Origin of the sequence: Methylobacterium aquaticum, assembly GCF_001043915.1 — a bacterium.
GTDB lineage: Bacteria > Pseudomonadota > Alphaproteobacteria > Rhizobiales > Beijerinckiaceae > Methylobacterium > Methylobacterium aquaticum.
In genome coordinates, this window is record NZ_LABX01000034.1 from 12449 (window position 1) to 31259 (window position 18811).

An 18811-nucleotide genomic window follows, 5' to 3' on the forward strand; every position below is an offset into this window, starting at 1 on the left:
CCGCTGTCCGCTCGTCCTGGCCGGCGTGCTGGAGCGCACATTGCCGGCAGGCTGGTGGTTCGGACTAACCTCTGGGACGGAGTGACGTGGCCTGATCGATACGAACAGCTCGGTATCGGCTTGCCGAATAGGGGCAATTGCACATATTAGATTCGACGGGGACTTGCCCGGACGCATGATCATGGAGGAACGAAGATGATCCAGGAACTGCATGTCCAACACGTCGAGCACGTCACAACGCAGTCGTTCGAGAAGGTCGTCGCCGCCTTCGAAGACGCTGTGGGGTCAATCGATGAGGTCGGCTGGCCGGCCCTCCCAGGTAGTGCGCATGACGAGGGGGAGTTCCGGAGCCGGGTTGAGAAGCATCTTGGACCGAGCGGATTCACCCGCTTCCTCACGCTCGACCACGGCGATTGGCTCAAGCTCTACGGGCAAGACGCCAAGGTGATGATGTACACCCTCGGCAACCCACTCATCGCCATCACGATGCTGCGCCATGACATCCGGGCCGGCCTCAACGTGCCCGTCCGGCTCGTCATTTACTGTGACGAGACCTCTGCCACGACGCGCCTCGCGTACGACGTGCCCTCCACGCTGATGAGCAACATCGCGGATGAAGCGTGCCTCGCCGCGGCCCGAAGCCTCGATGCCAAGCTTGCCGCCCTCGCGGAACAGGTGACCGGCACCACGGCGTGAACTCGCCCTCGCTCAAACAGGAGAACGCCATGCGCCTGCTCGTCGTGGGGGCCGGATCGACCGGCGGTTATATAGGGGGCCGGCTCGCTCAGGCGGGTCGTGACGTGACCTTCCTCGTTCGACAGGGCCGCGCCGAACGGCTGCGACGCGACGGCCTCAGGATTGTCAGCCCGCTCGGCGACGCGACCGTCGAGCCGCAACTCATGACAGCCGACACCCTGGACGAAACCTTCGACACCGTCCTCTTATCGGTGAAGGGCTTCCAGCTCGATGCGGCGCTCGACGACCTCGGTCCGGCCGTCGGGCCGGACACGATGATCCTGCCGGTGCTGAACGGCATGCGGCACATGGAGATCCTGGCGGAGCGCTTCTCGGCTGCGAACTTGGTCGGTTGCGCCCTCAAGATCGCGACCATCCTCGACGACGAGGGGCGCGTGGTGCACCTCAGCCCACTTCAGGATCTCGCCTACGGAGAGCTTGACGGCGGCAATACGCGACGCATCCAGGCGCTGCACGAACTGATGCGGGCGGCCGGCTTCCAGCCACGCCTGTCCCACGAGATCCGGCGCGAGATGTGGGAGAAGTGGATCCTCCTGGCCACCATCGGCGCCGTGACTTGCCTGATGCGCGGGCCCATCGGGGAGATCGAGGCCGCGCCCGGCGGTTCAGCCTTCGCGCTCGCCGTCCTGGACGAGGCCGTCGCGACCGTCCGGGCTATCGGCACCGGCCCCTCGGAGGCATTTCTGACTGCGACGCGCGATCAACTAACCGCCAAGGGCTCGCCCCTGACGTCCTCAATGTACCGAGACCTCCTCAAGGGACGACTGGTCGAGGTCGAGAACATCATCGGCGACCTCGTCCGCGCCGCAGCGGGCGCCGGCATCGAGACGCCGCTGCTCGCCGCCGCCTACACGCATCTTTCGGTCTTTCAGAACAGGCTCGGAAACGCCTGAGACGGACCGATCCTACCTGTTACCCGGCTAAGGCTTGCCTAGCGTGCCGTAGCTGGAAGATCGGTCGTGGTAACTTGGCGCATCAGTTTTTTGAGACCGGCTGCCTCATCCTGCCCGAAGCTGGCCTGGAAGCCTTCCTCGGCGGACTTCCAAAGTGGCTTGGCCAATGCGAGGAGCACGCTTCCCTGCGGGGTGAGCGCCACGACCCGCCTTCGGCCATCGCTCGTCGATGGCCGGACGGTTAGAAGTCCGCGCCTTTCCAGTGGTCGCAGGAGATGGCCGAGGGTCGAGCGATCCATGACCAGAAGCGCGGCGAGTTGCTGGACCGACGGCTCGCCGTGGCGGTCGACCTTGGCCAGTATGGAATACTGGTTGAGGCCGAGGCCCGTGGGAGCCAGCACGCCGTCGTAGAGACGCGTCAGGTGCCTGGCCGCCTGCCTCACGGCGGAGCAACTGCAAGCCTCCGGTGGCAGGTCGTCCATATATGCCTCTCGCTCCGATGACGTCCACGGCCTCTCACATGCTTCGAGATGGCGGCTATTGCCCCTGTTCGCAACGAGGGAATCAAGGTCGGCTTACGTCCTGGCGAGGAGTCGAGGTCGATGCCAGTGTACCCTTTCTCGCCAGGGCGCCCTGTTCGTATCATTTGTGCCGGACACCTGAGCCTTAGCCGATACGACATGCGCACTAGAGCTGTGTTTTCGGTCAGGTAGCTAGAACCAAGTCGTTCTCGCAGCCAGCCGCAGCAAGGTATTTGCGGCACTCCTGCGAAGTGAACCACTTGAAGGCCTGACGGATCGCCGCTCAAAGATCCACGATCGTGCGGGCGGCCGTACTCGGAACCAGCGCCTTCAATTATGCGAAGACCCGCTCAGTTAGACTGAAATCAGGGCTGTAGGGCGGGAGATAGAGCAGCCGCGCTCCTGCAGCCTCGATCGCGTCTTACACGCCCGCGACCTCGTGGGCTGGCAGGATGTCATGATGACGATGTCGCCCAGGGTTGACACCGGGACCAAGGTTTCGGTGACATAGTTGCGCAAGTGCCTGCCGTTCGTGGGACTGTTCAGAGGCGCGGTTGCGCACAGCCCGCTCGTGCTCAGGGTGGCCGTGATGGCCATGGTTTTGTACTGGCCACAGGGCTGCAAGCCGGCGGCGCTCACCGCACGGTGCCTATCCGTAGCGACGCGTCGTTGTGGCGGCCGCCGCCGTCTCAACCACGCCACCAACTGGTCCGGATCGAGGTCGGGCTGCGCCGCGAACCACGCCTTGCGGACCGGTCTTACGTCCGCAAGCTCCTGCTTAGCTGCGTACGTCGCCCCTATTTCCAGCTGACCCCTTGGCGGACAAAGAAGCGCGACAGGTCGCTCGCGCTGGTCTGGTTGCCCTGCTCAGCCAGCCGGTCGCGCACCGCGTGTAGGAAAAGACGCGGCTCCTGCGAGTAGAACGTCAAAATACGCCCAGCATGCGGCTCTAAGCGCTTCGAGGCGTGATCGTCGCCCATCGGCTTGGACGCGAGTTGGCCCCCGTCGCGGAAGCGCTCTGAGCAACGGCTGGCACTCGACACGCTAACCCCGAAGCGGGCTGCGGCGCGATGGCAGGAAGCGTCCGCGACCACGGCAGCCACTTCATGCTCTCGCAGGTCAGCAGATCAATTCAGACGTGCGGGGGGCCTGTGTTCGCTCCCCGCGCTGGAATGCAACCCGTCCAGACGCAGGCCTCCACCAGGATAAAGCCTCATCTGAGATATCGATCATCTCTCGCAAGGGTACCAAATATTTTTTCCATAATTATTTTGCAACGACTAGATCCCATCGATCTATGATTGGAGGTGTGACCAGAAGTTCATCGGCATTGCCCAACAGCAGATCGGCAATCCGACCCTTGAGATGAATCTCGCGACCTTCCTCAGTCTCGAACCCGTCAAAGATAGCGAATGTTGTCGGGCCAAATTTGACCGCGTACCAGAAAAATGTCTCTTCCTCCGCCTGTGCTAACGGCAATGCATCGCTTAGCATCTTCTCGACAAGATCTTCCTTCCCAGCCCTCGCCTCAATACGAACAAAAAATCCGATGTTGACCACGGCGCTCTCCTAAATCGAGGTAAGTGTGAACATAATTTCGTGCGCTCATCCCATGCCTCATAGGCGACGTCTCGGCCAAGCTGACCGAGACGTCCTGTTAGCCTATTCGTCGAGGAAGATGGTGGCGTGCTGGAGGAAGCGCTCCGGATACTGGAAGTGGGCGCCGCGGCCGGCATCCTCATAGGGAATAATCTGGGAGTTCGGGATGTTCTGGCCCAAATAGAAGGAGTTGATCGACGCGATCATGATGTCCTCGATACCGTTCACGACTAGCGTCGGCTGCTTGATCGCGTTCAGATATTCGTAGGGCTTCTCCGCGCCGCTCGGCTTCATGTAGTTCTGATAGACATCCCACTGCGCGGACGCGACCTCGGGCGAGCTGAGCGGATCCTGATCGGGGCGCTCATGACGGCGCTCCCAGAAGGCGCGCCCCGCCGCCTTCGCCTTCTCCGAACGGCCGAAGAAGAGGAACAGGAAGTCGTCGGCGTCATGCACCGGCTTCGGCGCGATCTCGGCCATTTTGGGATCGATCCAGGGATCGCCTCCGCGCGGGCCGGTGCCAAGCAAGATCACCTTGCGGACGAGATCCGGATGGCGAAGCGTGACCTCCTGCGCCTGGAAGCCGCCGATCGAGAAGCCGAAGAGGTCGACCTGCGGGATGCCCAAGGCGCGGATCACGGACGCGATATCGTCCGCCATCTCCTGCGCCGTGTGACGCGGCTCACCGGACGAGCTCGCGACGCCGCGCCCGTCGAACAGGAGGACCTCACGGTCCTTGGCGAACCCGTCGGTCAGCAGCGGATCCCAGTGATCCATGCCACCGCGATATGGATGATATGGAACAGCGGAACAGTGCCCTTCTTGCCCCAGCGCCGATAAGCGTAACGAATGCCGTCAACCTCGACTAACCTAGTCGGCGTATTGTAATGATTCTCTGTCATCTTCGTCCCCATTTGATTAAGTTCTGCAAGATGCTGGATGGCGCAGATCATGCCCGCGGCGGCATGCACGATCCCGCGCAGATCGCGCTTTCCGGCCGGGGATGGCGGACTGGGCCCTGCGGTTGCGGCTTCCAAAGGCTCCCGAATGGCGTCCACCCGTAAGATTATGAACGTCATCTAAAATTGTAAGGGCTTTAGATGATGATCGGCATCATTGTTTTGCGCCCCCGTCCCGCCCATATCGGCGGGGCGAGGAGCGTGAGATGAAAGTTACGAAGGAACAGGCGCTTGCGAGCCGTAGGCGCATCGTCGAAAGGGCGTCGGAACTCTTCCGGAAGCGCGGTTTCGACGGCATCGGCGTCGCCGACCTGATGAAGGCGTCCGGCATGACCCACGGGGGGTTCTATCGGCATTTCGCGTCAAAGGACGATCTCGCCCGTGAAGCCGCGATTTTTGCCTACGACCGGTTGGAGCGCGAAACCGAAGGCAAGTCGATCCAGTCCCTGCTGAAGCGCTACATCTCCACCGTGCACCGCGACGATGTCGCCGGCGGATGCCCGACCTCGGCTCTAGGCGCCGATGCGATGCGCCAGGCTGAGCCGGTGCGGAAGGTGTTCGCGGAAGGTGTGGAGACCTGGCTGGGAATGATCGGGGATGCCCTGGACGGCGACAGGACGCTCGAACCCAGCCATCGCCGGGAGCTGGCGATCGATCTTGCGGCGCGTGCGGTGGGAGCGCTCATCCTCTCCCGCGCGGCCAAGGCCAAGCCGGATCTTTCCGATGAAATCCTGACCACGGCGCTACGCACAAGCCTCAATGCCGCAGCGACGGGTAGTGATCCGGCCACGCATTTCACTCCTCGGCAGATCCCCTAATTGTTCGGTTGCGGTACGTCATATTAATGCGGCGTGTTGGGCAATCGTAGCTGGACTTGCTCCACTTCGCAGGATTTTCGCAACTAACTCGCTGCAGCTGGCTACGAGGACGACCTGGCCGTTACTACCTGACCGGGAACAACTGTAGGAAAGATCGTCGTGGTGAACCCGGAGGGACCAAAAGATTCGATGGTTATGTATATCGACCCGCGGAAGCTTTGAGGAACGCAGCGCCACGTTGGACGCGGTGCCGGCGATCGCAGAGGAGCTTGGTGCCTCGCCTGGTCAGGGCTCCACCGCATAGGGAGGGAGCGCGACGGCTTGAACCTCGGTTCTTGGACTCTCTCGTAGGGGACCAGCAACTTAGCGGCCGCCTACGTCTCGCCCTCGGCAGGACGCTCGGGCAAGTTCGACGCCACAAGTCAACACCGTCACAAATCCGCCCCGGCGCTCCCCGTGTCACTCGATACCGACGGGCCCGGCGCGCCCGTGGCACCAGTCCCCCGACGTTACCGACGCGGACTCAGGGACGGCCCGAGGATGTAGGCCCGTCGGCTGCATCAAGGAGCGCGGCGGCCGCATGCTTGGCGGACACGAAGGGTGAACCGTCGCCGTAGACCTGCGAGAGTAGCAGGGCTCCCTGGAACAGCACGTTGATTTGCTTGCCCACCTCGGCCGGCTTCGTCAGCCCGGCCCGCTCGCACAAGTCGACGAAGCGTCGCTCGACGTAGAGCGCGGCCCGCGTCCCGTGCGCGGCCAGGCCGGCGTGCCTGCCGACGAACTCCTGGGCTGCCTTGATGCCCAGGCAGCCTCGCGTCGGGTTCTCGTCGATCATCGCCTTGCGGGCATCGAAGAAGGCCATGATCTGCTGGCGCGGTTCCTCGTTCGAAGCCGCCACGGGATCGAAGAGCTTCCCGACGATGACCTGTCCGTAGAGCTCCAGGACCGCTTCGATGAGGTCGTCCTTCGTCGGGAAATACTTGTACAGCGTACGCTTCGAGATGCCGCTCTCCGCGAGGACGGAATCGACGCCGGTCGCATGGAAACCGCCGTCGTAGAAGCGATCGAAAGCCTGCCGCACGATCTCCCGCTTCTTTTCCTCGCCCCGCCCGTCGCCGGCCATCAGTCCCCCTTTTCGTCCCTCCGCATCATACCAAACGGCCTTGACCGGGTAAACCGATCTGTTTACGTGGCGATGTGTAAACAGATCGGTTTACACCGTCGCAGGACGGGTCCCGCGGGCGACGCCTATCGAAGGAGAGATCATGTCCCTGCAGAACAAAGTGGTCCTGGTCACCGGCGCCAACCGCGGCATCGGTGCGGCCGTCGTCCGCGAGTTCCTCAAGGCGGATGTAGCGAAGGTCTACGCCGCCGCGCGCAGCGTGGCTTCCCTGCCCGACTTCGGCGACCGCCGGGTCGTCCCATTGCAGCTCGACGTGACCAGCGACGCATCCGTCGCCGCGGCCGCCGGAACCGCCACGGACCTCGACATCCTCGTCAACAACGCCGGCACCATGGCGTTCGGCGACTGGATCGCCACGAGCCAGGAGGCGGTCGAGGCGGATATGAACGTCAACTACTACGGGACGTTGCGGGTTGTCCGTGCCTTCCTGCCGCATCTCACCGGCCGTGGGTCGGGGACGATTGCGAACGTCGTCAGCGTCGTCGGCCTTGCGCCCGTGCCGCTCCTGGCCGGCTACTCGGCCTCCAAGGCCGCCCTGCAGTCGTTGACCCAGGGACTACGCGGCACCTTGGCGAAGTCCGGGGTCACCGTCGTCGGGATCTATCCCGGCCCCATCGACACGGACTTGGCCAGGGACATGCCGATGGAGAAGGCATCGCCCGAGCATGCGGCCGCCAACATCGTCCGGGGCCTCGCCGAAGGTCAGACCTCGATCTTCCCGGATCTCACGGCGCAGCAGATCGGCCAGCTGTGGTCTCAGACCGGGCCGCAGCTCGAAGCCGCAATGCAGGCCGGGGGCTGACGGACCTCTGTCGGTTTGATTTTCCGGGGGCATTCAGCCTCGATGCGTCGGGGCAGGGTGGCGACGATCGCCGCCATCCCGCCGCCAGCCGCAGCGTCGCCCACGCACGCGCGTGGACCGGGCTGAGGACATCGTGCTGGCTTCGATGCGCTCCGCCGTACCACGAGGGCTGGCGTGCCTCGGCAAGATCGCCGCACGCCAAGGTGTTGCGCCAGCGATTGACGCTCGAACAGGATACCGCCGGCCGGCTTCGAGATCTCCATGACTGGGCGCCAGGTCGGCTTCGCGGCGTTCCAATCGTTCATCGCCGCAACTGTGGGTCGTCCTGCGTAACGCGGCTGCGCAGCGTGAAGACACCGCCCCCGGACAGGATGGCGCTCCGGGCGAGGAGACGGCCGCTCTGCCAGTTGGACAGCCCGAGTTCGGGCTGGTTCAAGGCGTATTGCCCGTCGACCCACCGGGTGAATCCATCACCCACGAAAGGCGCGTCCACCGTGTCGTAGAAGCGGCGATGCGCCTCCGGGTCCCGGCTGATCAACGAGGCGACGAAACGCGGGCTGTGGCGATTGAACAGCGTTACCGCGTGATCGAGATCGTCCACGATCTTCAGGCTGACCTCGGGCGTGTCCTCCCATTCCCATTCGTGGCCGAGATCGCCCTCCAATTGGATCTCCGTCAGCGGTTCGGTCTGCTCACCTTCGGCGCGCCGGACCCGGACGGTGGCGGTGCGCCAAGCCTCCGGTAGAACGGTCTCGTCGCCCACGATCACGTGAAGCTTGCATCCGAAGCCGCGCACGCGGCCGGCGGCTTCCAGGGCCCCCAGGAAAATCGGCACCAGATCCGTCACACGGGCGCGATGGATGCAGCACACGTTCAGCGTATTGCAGACCTTCCGGTCCAAGGACGCTTCGACGGCTGCGGAGAAGCGCTCCGCATCCGCATCGCGGTCGGCGACCATCCACGCACCGCCGGTTCCATGCAGGCTGACCGCCGTGCCGGCCTGTCGGGCGACGCTCCCGAGCTGGGCCACCGCCCGACCCGACCCGCGTGCCACCGCCAGCGAGAGACGACGGTCCGCGAAGAGCGCCCAGCCGGTCGACCGTTCCGGGCTCTCGATGAGCGAGATGGCTCCGGGCGGGAGTTCGGCCTCGCTCAGTGCGGGCACGAGGGCGTGGTGCATGATAGCCTGAGCGGTGCCGAGTGCGTCGCTACCGATGCGGAAGACGGCCGTGTTGCCGCTGCGCAGGACACCTGCGGCATCGGCGAGGACGTTGGGACGTCCCTCAAAGACGAAGCCGACCACGCCGAGCGGTGCCGCCACCTGCTCGACCGTCCAGCCCGCATGAACGATGCGTTCGACGACTCGGCCGCGCGGTGTTTCGCTGTCGCGCCACGCCCGCAGGCCCGCGATCATGTCCTGCCGCATCCGGTCGGTGGCAAGGAGGCGGGTCGTCGAGCGGCCACCGCCCTGCGCGCGCACGACATCCTGCCGGTTCGCCTCGGCGATGGCATGCCAGGCCGAAGGGTCTTCGAGGAGCGCAGCGAAACGTTCAAAAAACCGCTCGATGCCTTGATCCGGTATCGCCGACATCTCCATGAAGGCTGCATGCGCCCGGTCCACCGCGGCGGCCGCCATGGCGATCTGGGCCGCGGGGATGTGGAGCAGGTCTCCGGTCTCCTGCAGGACCAACAGGTGATCGCCAGGTTGGAAGGCCTCCGCGAGGTCCGGCGTGATCACGGTCATGCGGTCGCCGCCGAAAGGCACAGGGGTTCCCGACACGAGGCGCGCGAGGGTGTTCAACTTGGAAGCGGGCATAGGGAATGGGGCCTTCGGGAATTACGCTAAGCCCCTGCTTCGCCTGGCAGGGGGCGGAAGGAGCAGGTCCGCCGGTTGACGAACCGGCATGACCGGCGGCCCGTTATGCCCGGCCCAGGGGTAGCGTCGAATGCACGGCGCAACCCATCACGCTGTCGAGGAGCGACGCGAGCGCGCCGCCGTGGACGGAGCCCAGCGGGTTGTAGAGGTACTCGCCCGGCCCTATCCGCATCGTCATCCGGCCGGGTTCGGCCGAGACGAGATCGATGCCGAGCAGGGCGATCAGCGGTGGAGGCGGAGCGTCCCCCGCCATCATCGCCCGCAGGAAGGCAAGGCCGTCGAGGCCCTGACCGGCCTTCGCCACGAGAGCAGGATCGGTCCATTCCACGACGCGGCGACGCAACGGTGCGGTATCGAGGGTGGCATCAGTGGGCATCGGCGACGGGCCCTTTCGGCGGTCCGACTCTGCGCATCAGCGGTACGAGGGCGGTGGCGAGAGCGAAGCAGCCGGCAATGACCACGAAGGCATCGGCATAGGTCATCGTCTGAGCCTCGCGGTAGGTCACCGACCAGAGCTGGCGCAGGGCTGCGGCGTGCCCGTGGGCCGGGTCACCGGCGAAGCCGTTCGCCATCCGCGCCTCCATGCCGCGTAGGCTCGCGAGCATCGCCGGGTTTGCCGAATTGAGGTGCTCGGCGAGCCGCAGGAAGTGCAGGTTCGTGCGGTCGTTGAGGATCGTCGCGCAGGCCGCGATGCCGATGGCGCCGCCGAGGTTGCGCATCAGGTTGAACAGGCCGGAGGCGAGTTTCAGCTTGGCCGGGGCAAGGCCACCGAGCGTCAGCGTCACCGTCGGTGCCACCGCGAATTGCTGCGCGAAGCCCCGCATCGCCTGCGGCCAGAGCAACTCGCGCCAGCCCCATTCATGGGTGATCGGCGTGAACGACCACATACTCAGGCCGAACAGGCCGAGCCCGAACATCTTCAGCCAGCGTAGGTCGATGCGCCGGGCGAGAAACGCGTAGACGGGGATCGCCATCACCTGGAACACGCCGGTCGAGAACACGGCGAGCCCGATCTGCAGGGCCGAGAAGCCGCGCACGCGGCCGAGGAACAGCGGCGTCAGGTAGATCGTGGCGAAGATCCCGATGCCGGTGACGAAGGAGAACAGGCAGCCCAGCGCGAAGTTGCGGCTCCTGAGGGCCGTCAGGTCGACGATCGGGTGCGCGTAGGTCAGGCTGCGCCAGAGGAAGCCGATGCCGGCAAGCCCCGAGATCCACGCTGTCGTGCGGACCGCGGCGTCCTCGGTCCAGTTCCACCGGGGGCCTTCCTCCAAGGTGTATTCGAGGCAGCCGAGGAACAGCGCCATGAGCGCGATGCCGAGCCAGTCGGCGGTCTTGATGAGGGCTGGTTCGGGCTCGTCCACCCGCACCATCAGCGGCACGACGACGGCGACGAAGATCCCCGGCACGAGGTTCACGAAGAACAGCCAGTGCCAGGAATAGTTGTCGGTGATCCAGCCGCCCGCCGTCGGCCCCAGTGTCGGGGCCAGCGAGGAGAGCGCGCCGATGGTCGCGGCGGCCACTACCATCTTCTTGCCGGGGAAGAACGCGAAGGCCGTGGTGAACATGGTCGGGATCATTGAGCCGCCGAGGAAGCCCTGGAGAGCCCGGAAGGCGATCATGCTCTCGATGTCCCAGGCCCAGCCGCAGAGCAGGCTGGTGGCGGTGAAGCCGGCGGCCGAGGCGCAGAACAGCCAACGGGTCGACATCACCCGGGCGAGGAAGCCCGAGAGCGGGATCACGATGATCTCGGCGATCAGGTAGCTCGTCTGCACCCAGGCGACCTCGTCCGGGCTCGCCGAGAGCCCGCCACCGATCTCCTTCAGGGACGCCGAGACGATCTGGATATCGAGGAGCGCGATGAAGAAGCCGACGCACATCACCGCGAAGGCAAAGACCTTTCGACCCTCGCTCAGCTCTGCGCGGCCGGCGATGCTCACCGGCCGAGCGCCCCGACCACGACCGCAGCACCCGCGTCGGGGGTGTCGGACCGGGGCGATCCGCCACGGCGGTCGACCGAGGCGGTTACCGACAGACCGGGGCGCAAGCGGCCGAGGCGTCCCCCATCGCCGTCGAGGCGGATACGCACCGGCACCCGCTGGACAATCTTGGTGAAGTTGCCTGTGGCGTTCTCGGGCGGCAGCACGCTGAACTGCGCGCCGGTAGCCGGGGCGAGGCTTTCGACATGGCCGGTGAATGTCTCGTCCGGTAGCACGTCCGCGACGATGCCGACGCTCTGGCCGGGACGCATCTGCGCGAGCTGGCTCTCCTTGAAGTTCGCGTCGACCCAGAGCCATCCGCCGGCACGAGGGCGATGAGCCCGGCGCCGGTCGTGGCGTAAGAGCCGGCCCGAGCGCTGCGGTTGCCGACCACGCCGTCGGTCGGCGCGCGGATCTCGGTGTAGCCGAGGTTGAGCCGGGCGGCGTCGCGCTCGGCCACGGCCTGCGCCCGGGCTGCGTCGGCCTGCCGGCTCTGCGTGTCGATGACGGCGATCCGTCGCTCGGCGGCATCGAGGCTGGCCCGAGCCTTGGCGACGGCGGAGGTAGCCTTCTTGTCGTCTGCATCCGCCTGCTGGAAGCGCTGCTCGGATGTGTAGCTCTTGGCCGAAAGCTCGCGATAGCGGTCGACGTCGAAGCGGGTGCGGGCCGCCTCGGCCTCTGCCCCCACGAGTTCGGCACGGTTCTGCGCGATCACCGCCTCCTGCAGACGCCTTGTGGCGGCGAGGTTGAGGAGCGTGGCGTCCTGACCCGCCACCGACGCCTCCGCCTCCGCCTTCGCCTTCGCCAGGGCCGCGCGGTAATCCCGGTCGTCGAGGCGGATTAGAAGGTCCCCGGCGGCGACGCGCTGGTTGTCCCTCACCAGCACCTCGGCCACGACACCCGGGACACGGGGGGCGATCACCGTCACGTCGCCGCCGACATAGGCGTCGTCCGTGCTCTCGATAAACCGGCCGGTCTCCCACCAGTAGCGGCCGTACAGTCCACCCCCGGCCAGCGCCAGAAGCGCGATTCCACAGAACGCTGCCCGCTTGCGTGACAGGCGTCGCCTCGGTGCCACGAGGTTCTCCTCGCCATCGTCCTTCACGAACGCATCGGCTGTCGCGGCGTCGCCCATTCCCGTAGCTCCCGCTGTCAGATCGTGGTGTTGGGCTCGAAACGGCGCCGCAGACTGTCGCTGGCGGCCGGGCCCGCCGCCACGCGCACACCCTCTTCGAAGGGGCGGCCGGTTCGCCGGTCCACCACGACGGGATCGACGGGCAGACCGGTGGCCGGATCGGTCAGGATCACGCTCTCGCCTTCGGGGGCGAGGTGGCGATTACCCCAGGCGAATAGGGTCCAGAGCACCGGCCGGAAATCGCGGCCTTTCTCCGTCAGGACGTATTCGTACCGGGCCGGCCGCTCCTGGTAGGGCCGCCGCTCCAAAAGACCTGCTTCGCACAGGGCCTTGAGCCGGCGGGTCAGCATGTTCGGCGCGATCCCAAGGCTCTGCTCGAACTGGTCGAACCGGGTCAGCCCGTAGAAGGCGTCCCGGAGGATGAGGATGCTCCACCACTCGCCGACCCGGTCCAGGGATCGGGCGACGGGACAGGGCATCTGATCGAAGGGCGTGCGTTGCATCGGCCTAACATGGCCGAGTCACTTGCAGGATGCAAGTTACTAGATGTGAGAGAACAGGACGTTCCGGTTCATTTTCATGCGGAGGCGCGATGCCGCTTTCGGCGTCGAACCGAGCGAAGTTCAAGACCATCGCGATCCGCGCCGCCTCAAACGCCTGCCACTGGCCGGCATTGGGAAGGGGAGGATTGTCACGTCCCCGCGGCGGTCGAAACTGTTTCTCGCATCGCCGGCAGCCAGCTACATCACGGGGCTGTCACTTTCGGGCGGTGGCGGCGCAACCGCTTGAGCGTGCGAGATGTTCTTCGCCTGCGCTGTCAATCTTATAGAGGCTAGGGAAGTACGCCCAAAAGACGACCCGACCCCTCCTAAATTGCAGCAGGCACATGTTGTTCAATCCGATGGTTTCTTTTTGGAAGATCTCTCTGTAGCCTGTGAGCGAGTGGCATGGGCACGATGCTGGAGCAGGATCTTGGGTGCCACGTGTAGGCGCCTATACTCGGCGGGCGTCGTACCGACCTGCCGCATGAAGGCCCGCCGGAGTGTATCGGCATCCCGGAACCCGCAGGCGCCTGCGACCTGCTTCAGTGAGACCTCGCCGGTTTCCAGGAGGCGGCGGACCGCCTCGATCCGCACCGTCTCGACGTAAACCGCCGGAGTCATGCCGGTCTCTGCCCGGAACACGCGCGCGAAGTGACGGGGGCTCATGCCGGTCCGGCTGGCCAGCCGGTCGACACCATGATCGTCGGCGGGATGCGCCGCTACCCAGCGTTGGGCTTCCTGCAGCGCCGAGCGGCCGGACGACGCGCTCATGCCGCGACGGCTAGGGTCAAAACCCATTCAAGGTATTGCAATGATGAATGAAATGTGATTCGAAGCGCCTCCCAGAAGGAGGAGGCAATGGCAGAGTTGTTCTGGCTGTCGGACGAGCAATGGCAGGCGATGGCGCCGTTCATGCCCACCAACCAGCCCGGCGCTCGTCGCAAGGACGACCGCACCATCGTGTCGGGCATCCTGCACGTCATCAAGTGCGGCTGCCGCTGGAAGGATTGTCCGAGCGAGTACGGTCCCTCCACCACCGTCTACAACCGCTTCAACAGGTGGTCGCGCCGCGGCTTCTGGACCCGCATGCTGGAGGCTCTGGCCAAGGCCGGATGGTCGGGTGAAGCCGCGGCTCTCGACTCGACCTACGTCAAAGCCCAGCGCGCCGCCCACGGCGGAAAAGGGGGGCACGCGAACAGGCCATCGGCCCTTCGCGGGCGGGTCCGACCACCAAGATCCATGTCCTCACCGATGTGATCGGTCGTCCGGGCGTCATCCACCTCACGCCTGGCAACGCCAGTGACGTGAAGACCGCCCCCGCGGTGCTGGACAAGGCGCCCGGTCGCGTGCGCCGGCTCATCGCCGACAACGGCTACGATGCCGACTGGCTGCGCCAGGACCTGCGTGAGCAGGGCATCAGCGTGGTCATCCCCGGCACCCGCGCCCGCAAGCGCAAGATCCGCCTCGACAAGCGGCGCTATCGCGATCGCTGGCGAGTCGAGGCGGTGTTCTGCCGCCTCAAAGACTTCCGCCGCATCGCCACCCGCTACGACAAGCTGGCCCGCAACTTCGCCTCGGCTCTCGCTCTGGCTGCCGTCATCGCGTTCTGGTGCTGATTGAGTCTCAACCCTAAACTGCATCTGACCGCCGCCGCGCTTGAAGAACATGACGAGTTGGGCCGCCACCCGCCGGGCGACCTCGGCCCCGAGGTCCTCTTCCACGAGCGCCAGGGCGAGATCGAGCCCGGCCGTGACGCCGGCTGCCGTCCTAAGTGGACCGTCGAAGAGGCAGATGGCATCCGCCTCGACCCGCACCTTCGCGTAGCGGGCGGACAGCATCTCCGCGACCGCCCAGTGCGTCGTGACCCGCCGTCCGTCCAGGAGGCCGGCCTGCCCGAGCAGGAAAGCTCCACTGCAGACCGAGCCATAGCGCCGGCAGCGCCCGACCGCATCCCGGAGCCACGCGAGCAGCTCGGGAGCGACCGTAGCCTCTTGCATCCGGGGGGCGCCGGCCACGAGGAGAGTGTCGAATGGCGGGCTCGCATCGTTGGGGGCGACGAGGTCCGGCAACAGGCGCCGTCCTGAGGAGGTGGTGATCGGGCCCGGTGCCGTCCCGACCACGGCGAGGGCATAGACCTCCTGGCCGCATTGGGCATTAGCCTCGGCGAAGACGTCGAGCGGGCCGGCGACGTCGAGGAGCTGGACGTCGGGTAGGGCTAGGAGGGCGACTGGACGGGATGTCATGAGGACCGGTGTCCGAAGATGCATGCATGTTGGCAGAAATCGTCGTAGTACGGCGATTGATGACAAGATCGGCTCCTCCTAGCTCATGAGGACACGCAGCGCAAAGGAGCCCGTCCATGAGCATCGGCCAGGAAGCCGCCATTCCCGACAGCAAGCTCGCCCGTGCGGTTACGGAGTTCGTCCGTGACACCGAGACGGAGTTGCTCTTCAACCATTCGAGCCGGGTCTACCAGTTCGGCGCCCTCGCCGGCGTCCACCGCGGCCTGACCTTCGACCGCGAGCTCCTCTACGCCGGCGCCATGTTCCATGACGTCGGCCTGATGCCCGGCCACGGCAGCGCGGAGGAGCGGTTCGAGGTGGACGGAGCCAACGCGGCCCGCGATTTCCTCAAGGCGCACGGCGTGCCCGAGGCGGACGTCTACACGGTCTGGACCGCCATCGCGCTGCACACCACGCCCGGCATTCCCGTCCATATGCACCCGGTGGTGGCGCTCGTGACGGCCGGCGTCGAGATGGACGTGCTCGGCCTGACGTACGGCGAGTACACGGACGCCGAGCGCGAGGCGGTCGTGTCAGCCTTTCCCCGGACCCCAGACTTCAAGGAGGACCTCATCCAGGCCTTCTACGACGGCATCAAGCACAAGCCGGACACGACCTTCGGCAACGTCAAGGCCGACGTGATCGCCGACAAGGAGCCTGTCTTCCGTAAGGGCAACTTCTACAGCGTGATCCGCGCCTCGCGCTGGCCCGGCGGGACGCATGCACCGGGATGCGGCTGCAGCCAGCATGACTAAGCGTCGATGGCCGGCCCCCGGAATGGTGGCCGGCCTCCTCGACTGGTCGCCCCCGTGGGTGGCCTGCCGGGAAGGGATGACGACAGACTCCAAGACCGCCACGGTCGGGCTCGTCGCCCCCCCGGAAATCGCAGCCGCCGGACATCGTCGGACCTGCCGACGCGTTCGCGCGGGCCCCGGGTGAGGTCAACCTGAGGGAACGGATCAGACCGCTTCTTCCCCGTGCGAGCTCCCCACCTCCCGCCCCATGCGGACCACGACCTCCCTCAGCCAACGATGGGCGGGATCGCGGTCATAGGAAGCGTGCCACAGCATCGAGATGACGATCTCCTCGGTGGGCACCGGCACCGGGCTCGTTGCCAAGCCGAGCTGGGCCGCGAAGGTCATGGCCAGCTCGTCGGCCATCGTAGCGATCAGGGGCGCGGCCTTGACGTGGAATGGCACGGTGGCGAAGCGCGGCGTCGTCGCCGCCAGCCTCCGCGTCCGGCCCACCTTAGCGAGCGCCGCGTCCACCACCCCCGGGCCGACGCCGGTCAGGTACGTCAGGATGTGCGGGAACCGGACAAAGTCGTCGAGCGACAGCGGAATGCTAACACCGAGCAGCCGGGGATTGAACAAGCTCAGGAAGCCGAAGCGATAGATCGGCCGCACTTTATGGTGGACCTGGCCCTTGGAGATCATGCCAACGGCCATGTCGATCCTGTCGGCGTCGAGGTCACCCAGCACGCTTCCGTAATCGAGGCCAACCAGGTGCAGGCGGATGCCGGGCGCCTCGCGTGCGAGGAACGCGAGCAAGCGCGGGATGAGCCGCACCTCGACGCTGCCGGGGATGGCGAGCGTGAAGGACCGCTCGACCGTAGAGGGGTCGAAGTCGTCCTCCCGAAGAACGATGCCCTGGAACTGGCGCAGGGCGGCTCGGACCGGCTCGACGAGGGCGAGCGAGCGCGGAGTCGGGCGCATGCCGTCGGGCGTGCGGGTCAGGAGCTCGTCGCCGAGCAGCCTTCGTAGGCGGGCGAGGCTGCTGCTCATGGCCGATTGCGTGATGCCGACCTTCGCGGCGGCGCGCGTGACGCTGCTCTCGGTGAGGAGCGCATCCAGCGCCACTATCAGGTTCAGGTCGATGCCGGCGAGGTCACGGTGCTTGATCGTCATGGCTCGGCCCGCTCGTCATTCTCGACCACATCCCCGACGGCCTGACGATGCAGGATCCGACAAGCGAAGCCGTGAGGCATCCTTGACCGGACGAGACGGCGACAGGGCTGACGTGAACGTACCATCATTCACGGCGTGGATGTTGGCTATCGATTTCATCTGTTTGATGAATGCGGCTGGCGGCCGCATCTTCTCCTCATCGAACGACGGGTTCCCGTCACGCCGAAAGGACCGACAGATGACCCACCGTACCATCACCCTCACCGCCGCCCTGACGATGACCGTTGCGGCCCTCCTGCCGGCCGCCGCGTCGGAGGCGACCCTCGACACCGCCGCGCACGGCGGCTTCTCCATCCCCGCCGTCATCGGCGCGGCCTACCATACGCCGGGCCTTGCGCTGAGCGCCTCCGACGTACGTGCGCAGGGCGGTCTTCTCGTGCCGGCCCTCACGCGGTGGCAGGAGGCGCGGCCAACCATTGCCTCCGTCGAGCCCTTCAAGGCGCCCGGCACCATCACCGTCGCCTACAGCAACCGGAACGTGGCGACGGATGCTGCGCAGGTCCTCAAGCAGGGGGGCTTCGCGACCGCGGGTGCAGTCCGGTGGCTGCCTGACGCGCCTGTCGCTGTCGAGGCCAACACCGGCACGGTCAAGCTCGGGTCGCTCGCAGCCGGGAATTGAGCGGGCGCCTGGACGGGCCCGGGATAAGCGGTGAGCGGCCCGCGCGGCGGGCCGCTCACCGCTTGAGGCTCGGAGATGAACTCATGACCAGTCAGTGGTCATCGCAGAATGTGTCCTAAAACGTACGATAAAGGCCGCTCGGCTGAGTCCATGGTGTGATTAGGCGTGGAATAAGGGTTCATCCGCACTTTCGGTGCTGATGGAGGGGATCGGGCGCTGATCCGCATCGCAGCCATAGGGCAGCACGATGCCAATCTCGAACCCGTCAATGCCGTCGGTCCCGGACGGCCTTCACGTCGATGATCTGACGCTGACCACGGCCGGTTGCTGATCACCGCCCACACCACCGCGGCCCAGGCAACCTTTCCGAGTTGCGGACGATCCTCAACGCAGGTGCACAGCGCGTACTGGCGGACCCTCAAGGACCTGCCGTGGCAAGACCGGACTGTGACGTGGCACCTGCGCGTGCGCCGCTTCCGCTGCGGCCACTGCCCGGGGCGGATCTTCGCCTAAACGCCAGCGGGGCTGGGTTCACGCAAAGCGCGCCGAAGCGAAGATTGGCCGAGGCGCAGACCAATATCAGCAAGGTGCTCGGCGGCGAGCCCGGTGCTCGTTTATCACGACGACTGGCGATGCCGGTCAGCGGCGACACGGTTCTGCGCCTGGTTCGTCGACGCGGCATCGCCTCCTCGCCAGCGCCTTCGCCCAAGACGACACCGAGGCCGCCCGCCAGCAGTGGCGGCCCTGATGGACGCGGCCGAGACCGACGTCCTGGCCTACATGGGCTTCCCAGCGGCACACCGGGCCAAGCTGCACTCCACCAACCCGCTCGAGCGCCTCAACGGCGAGATCAAGCGGCGTACTGGGATTGCCCCGGATCGGT

17 protein-coding genes and 7 pseudogenes are annotated in these 18811 nt (G+C 65.9%); 9 read left to right on the forward strand and 15 right to left on the reverse strand.

Annotation, left to right across the window (positions count from 1 at the left end):
• Positions 1-195: 195 nt before the first annotated feature.
• Positions 196-696, forward strand: coding sequence for a DUF302 domain-containing protein (locus VP06_RS04830; protein WP_048462711.1), 501 nt, complete (start codon positions 196-198; stop codon positions 694-696).
• A 29-nt stretch (positions 697-725) separates the two neighbouring features.
• The gene (locus VP06_RS04835) at positions 726-1649 is read left to right on the forward strand and encodes a ketopantoate reductase family protein (RefSeq protein WP_048462712.1); all 924 of its coding nucleotides are present in this window, start codon (positions 726-728) and stop codon (positions 1647-1649) included.
• Between the two features lie 38 nt (positions 1650-1687).
• On the opposite strand, the gene VP06_RS04840 is transcribed toward VP06_RS04835, so the two are convergent.
• From VP06_RS04840 to VP06_RS37025, 5 genes and pseudogenes are all read right to left on the reverse strand, one after another.
• Positions 1688-2131 carry a MarR family winged helix-turn-helix transcriptional regulator gene (locus VP06_RS04840; protein WP_048462713.1) on the reverse strand — a complete coding sequence of 148 codons (444 nt, stop codon included), beginning with the start codon at positions 2129-2131 and terminating at the stop codon, positions 1688-1690.
• A gap of 223 nt (positions 2132-2354) precedes the next feature.
• Positions 2355-3288 (reverse strand): annotated as a pseudogene (locus VP06_RS34445) (IS630 family transposase).
• 148 nt (positions 3289-3436) lie between these two features.
• The gene (locus VP06_RS34450; RefSeq protein ID WP_082167173.1) at positions 3437-3730 is read right to left on the reverse strand and encodes a putative quinol monooxygenase; all 294 of its coding nucleotides are present in this window, start codon (positions 3728-3730) and stop codon (positions 3437-3439) included.
• Positions 3731-3832: 102 nt separating this feature from the next.
• Positions 3833-4546, reverse strand: a complete 714-nt coding sequence (locus tag VP06_RS04855; protein ID WP_197093138.1) for an alpha/beta fold hydrolase — start codon at positions 4544-4546, stop codon at positions 3833-3835.
• Positions 4522-4848 carry a hypothetical protein gene (locus tag VP06_RS37025; RefSeq protein WP_197093139.1) on the reverse strand — a complete coding sequence of 109 codons (327 nt, stop codon included), beginning with the start codon at positions 4846-4848 and terminating at the stop codon, positions 4522-4524. The genes VP06_RS04855 and VP06_RS37025 overlap by 25 nt, the downstream gene beginning before the upstream one ends.
• Positions 4849-4934: 86 nt before the next feature.
• Here VP06_RS37025 and VP06_RS04860 point away from each other — a divergent pair, with 86 nt between their 5' ends.
• Positions 4935-5546 (forward strand): TetR/AcrR family transcriptional regulator, encoded by a 612-nt coding sequence (locus tag VP06_RS04860; protein ID WP_048462715.1) that lies wholly within the window; start codon positions 4935-4937, stop codon positions 5544-5546.
• Between the two features lie 523 nt (positions 5547-6069).
• Here VP06_RS04860 and VP06_RS04865 read toward each other — a convergent pair.
• A complete protein-coding gene (locus tag VP06_RS04865) occupies positions 6070-6669 on the reverse strand; it encodes a TetR/AcrR family transcriptional regulator (protein ID WP_048462716.1) in 600 nt (199 codons plus the stop codon).
• Positions 6670-6811: 142 nt separating this feature from the next.
• Here VP06_RS04865 and VP06_RS04870 point away from each other — a divergent pair, with 142 nt between their 5' ends.
• A complete protein-coding gene (locus VP06_RS04870; RefSeq protein WP_048462717.1) occupies positions 6812-7531 on the forward strand; it encodes an SDR family oxidoreductase in 720 nt (239 codons plus the stop codon).
• A 301-nt stretch (positions 7532-7832) separates the two neighbouring features.
• Here the strand turns inward: VP06_RS04870 and VP06_RS04875 are convergent, their stop codons facing one another.
• The 7 genes and pseudogenes from VP06_RS04875 to VP06_RS04900 all read right to left on the reverse strand — a co-directional run.
• The gene (locus VP06_RS04875; RefSeq protein ID WP_245291057.1) at positions 7833-9275 is read right to left on the reverse strand and encodes an aldehyde dehydrogenase family protein; all 1443 of its coding nucleotides are present in this window, start codon (positions 9273-9275) and stop codon (positions 7833-7835) included.
• A 175-nt stretch (positions 9276-9450) separates the two neighbouring features.
• On the reverse strand, positions 9451-9783 hold the full coding sequence (locus tag VP06_RS04880) for a PaaI family thioesterase (protein ID WP_245291058.1): 333 nt from the start codon (positions 9781-9783) through the stop codon (positions 9451-9453).
• The gene (locus tag VP06_RS04885) at positions 9773-11344 is read right to left on the reverse strand and encodes a DHA2 family efflux MFS transporter permease subunit (RefSeq protein ID WP_048462719.1); all 1572 of its coding nucleotides are present in this window, start codon (positions 11342-11344) and stop codon (positions 9773-9775) included. The genes VP06_RS04880 and VP06_RS04885 overlap by 11 nt, the downstream gene beginning before the upstream one ends.
• Complete coding sequence (locus VP06_RS39135) at positions 11341-11655, reverse strand: hypothetical protein (RefSeq protein WP_483428590.1); 315 nt, start codon at positions 11653-11655, stop codon at positions 11341-11343. Before VP06_RS39135 ends, VP06_RS04885 begins: the two co-directional genes overlap by 4 nt.
• A 128-nt stretch (positions 11656-11783) precedes the next feature.
• Positions 11784-12518: pseudogene (locus tag VP06_RS39140) on the reverse strand (HlyD family secretion protein); the annotation flags it as partial.
• Between the two features lie 17 nt (positions 12519-12535).
• Positions 12536-13021 (reverse strand): winged helix-turn-helix transcriptional regulator, encoded by a 486-nt coding sequence (locus tag VP06_RS04895; protein ID WP_048462720.1) that lies wholly within the window; start codon positions 13019-13021, stop codon positions 12536-12538.
• 390 nt (positions 13022-13411) lie between these two features.
• Positions 13412-13843: pseudogene (locus tag VP06_RS04900) on the reverse strand (helix-turn-helix domain-containing protein); the annotation flags it as partial.
• Positions 13844-13972: 129 nt separating this feature from the next.
• Between VP06_RS04900 and VP06_RS34455 the strand changes: the two are divergent.
• A pseudogene (locus VP06_RS34455) lies at positions 13973-14676 on the forward strand (IS5 family transposase).
• Here VP06_RS34455 and VP06_RS34460 read toward each other — a convergent pair.
• Positions 14635-15303, reverse strand: a pseudogene (locus VP06_RS34460) (AraC family transcriptional regulator); the annotation flags it as partial. The pseudogenes VP06_RS34455 and VP06_RS34460 overlap by 42 nt on opposite strands.
• 116 nt (positions 15304-15419) lie before the next feature.
• On the opposite strand from VP06_RS34460, the gene VP06_RS04920 reads away from it, so the two are divergent.
• Positions 15420-16097, forward strand: coding sequence for an HD domain-containing protein (locus VP06_RS04920; protein ID WP_048462724.1), 678 nt, complete (start codon positions 15420-15422; stop codon positions 16095-16097).
• Between the two features lie 204 nt (positions 16098-16301).
• Here the strand turns inward: VP06_RS04920 and VP06_RS04925 are convergent, their stop codons facing one another.
• On the reverse strand, positions 16302-17249 hold the full coding sequence (locus VP06_RS04925) for a LysR family transcriptional regulator (RefSeq protein WP_048462725.1): 948 nt from the start codon (positions 17247-17249) through the stop codon (positions 16302-16304).
• Positions 17250-17361: 112 nt separating this feature from the next.
• Here VP06_RS04925 and VP06_RS04930 point away from each other — a divergent pair, with 112 nt between their 5' ends.
• The 3 genes and pseudogenes from VP06_RS04930 to VP06_RS34470 all read left to right on the forward strand — a co-directional run.
• Complete coding sequence (locus VP06_RS04930) at positions 17362-17928, forward strand: hypothetical protein (protein ID WP_245291060.1); 567 nt, start codon at positions 17362-17364, stop codon at positions 17926-17928.
• Between the two features lie 268 nt (positions 17929-18196).
• Positions 18197-18629 (forward strand): annotated as a pseudogene (locus VP06_RS34465) (transposase family protein); the annotation flags it as partial.
• Between the two features lie 34 nt (positions 18630-18663).
• A pseudogene (locus VP06_RS34470) lies at positions 18664-18811 on the forward strand (transposase); the annotation flags it as partial.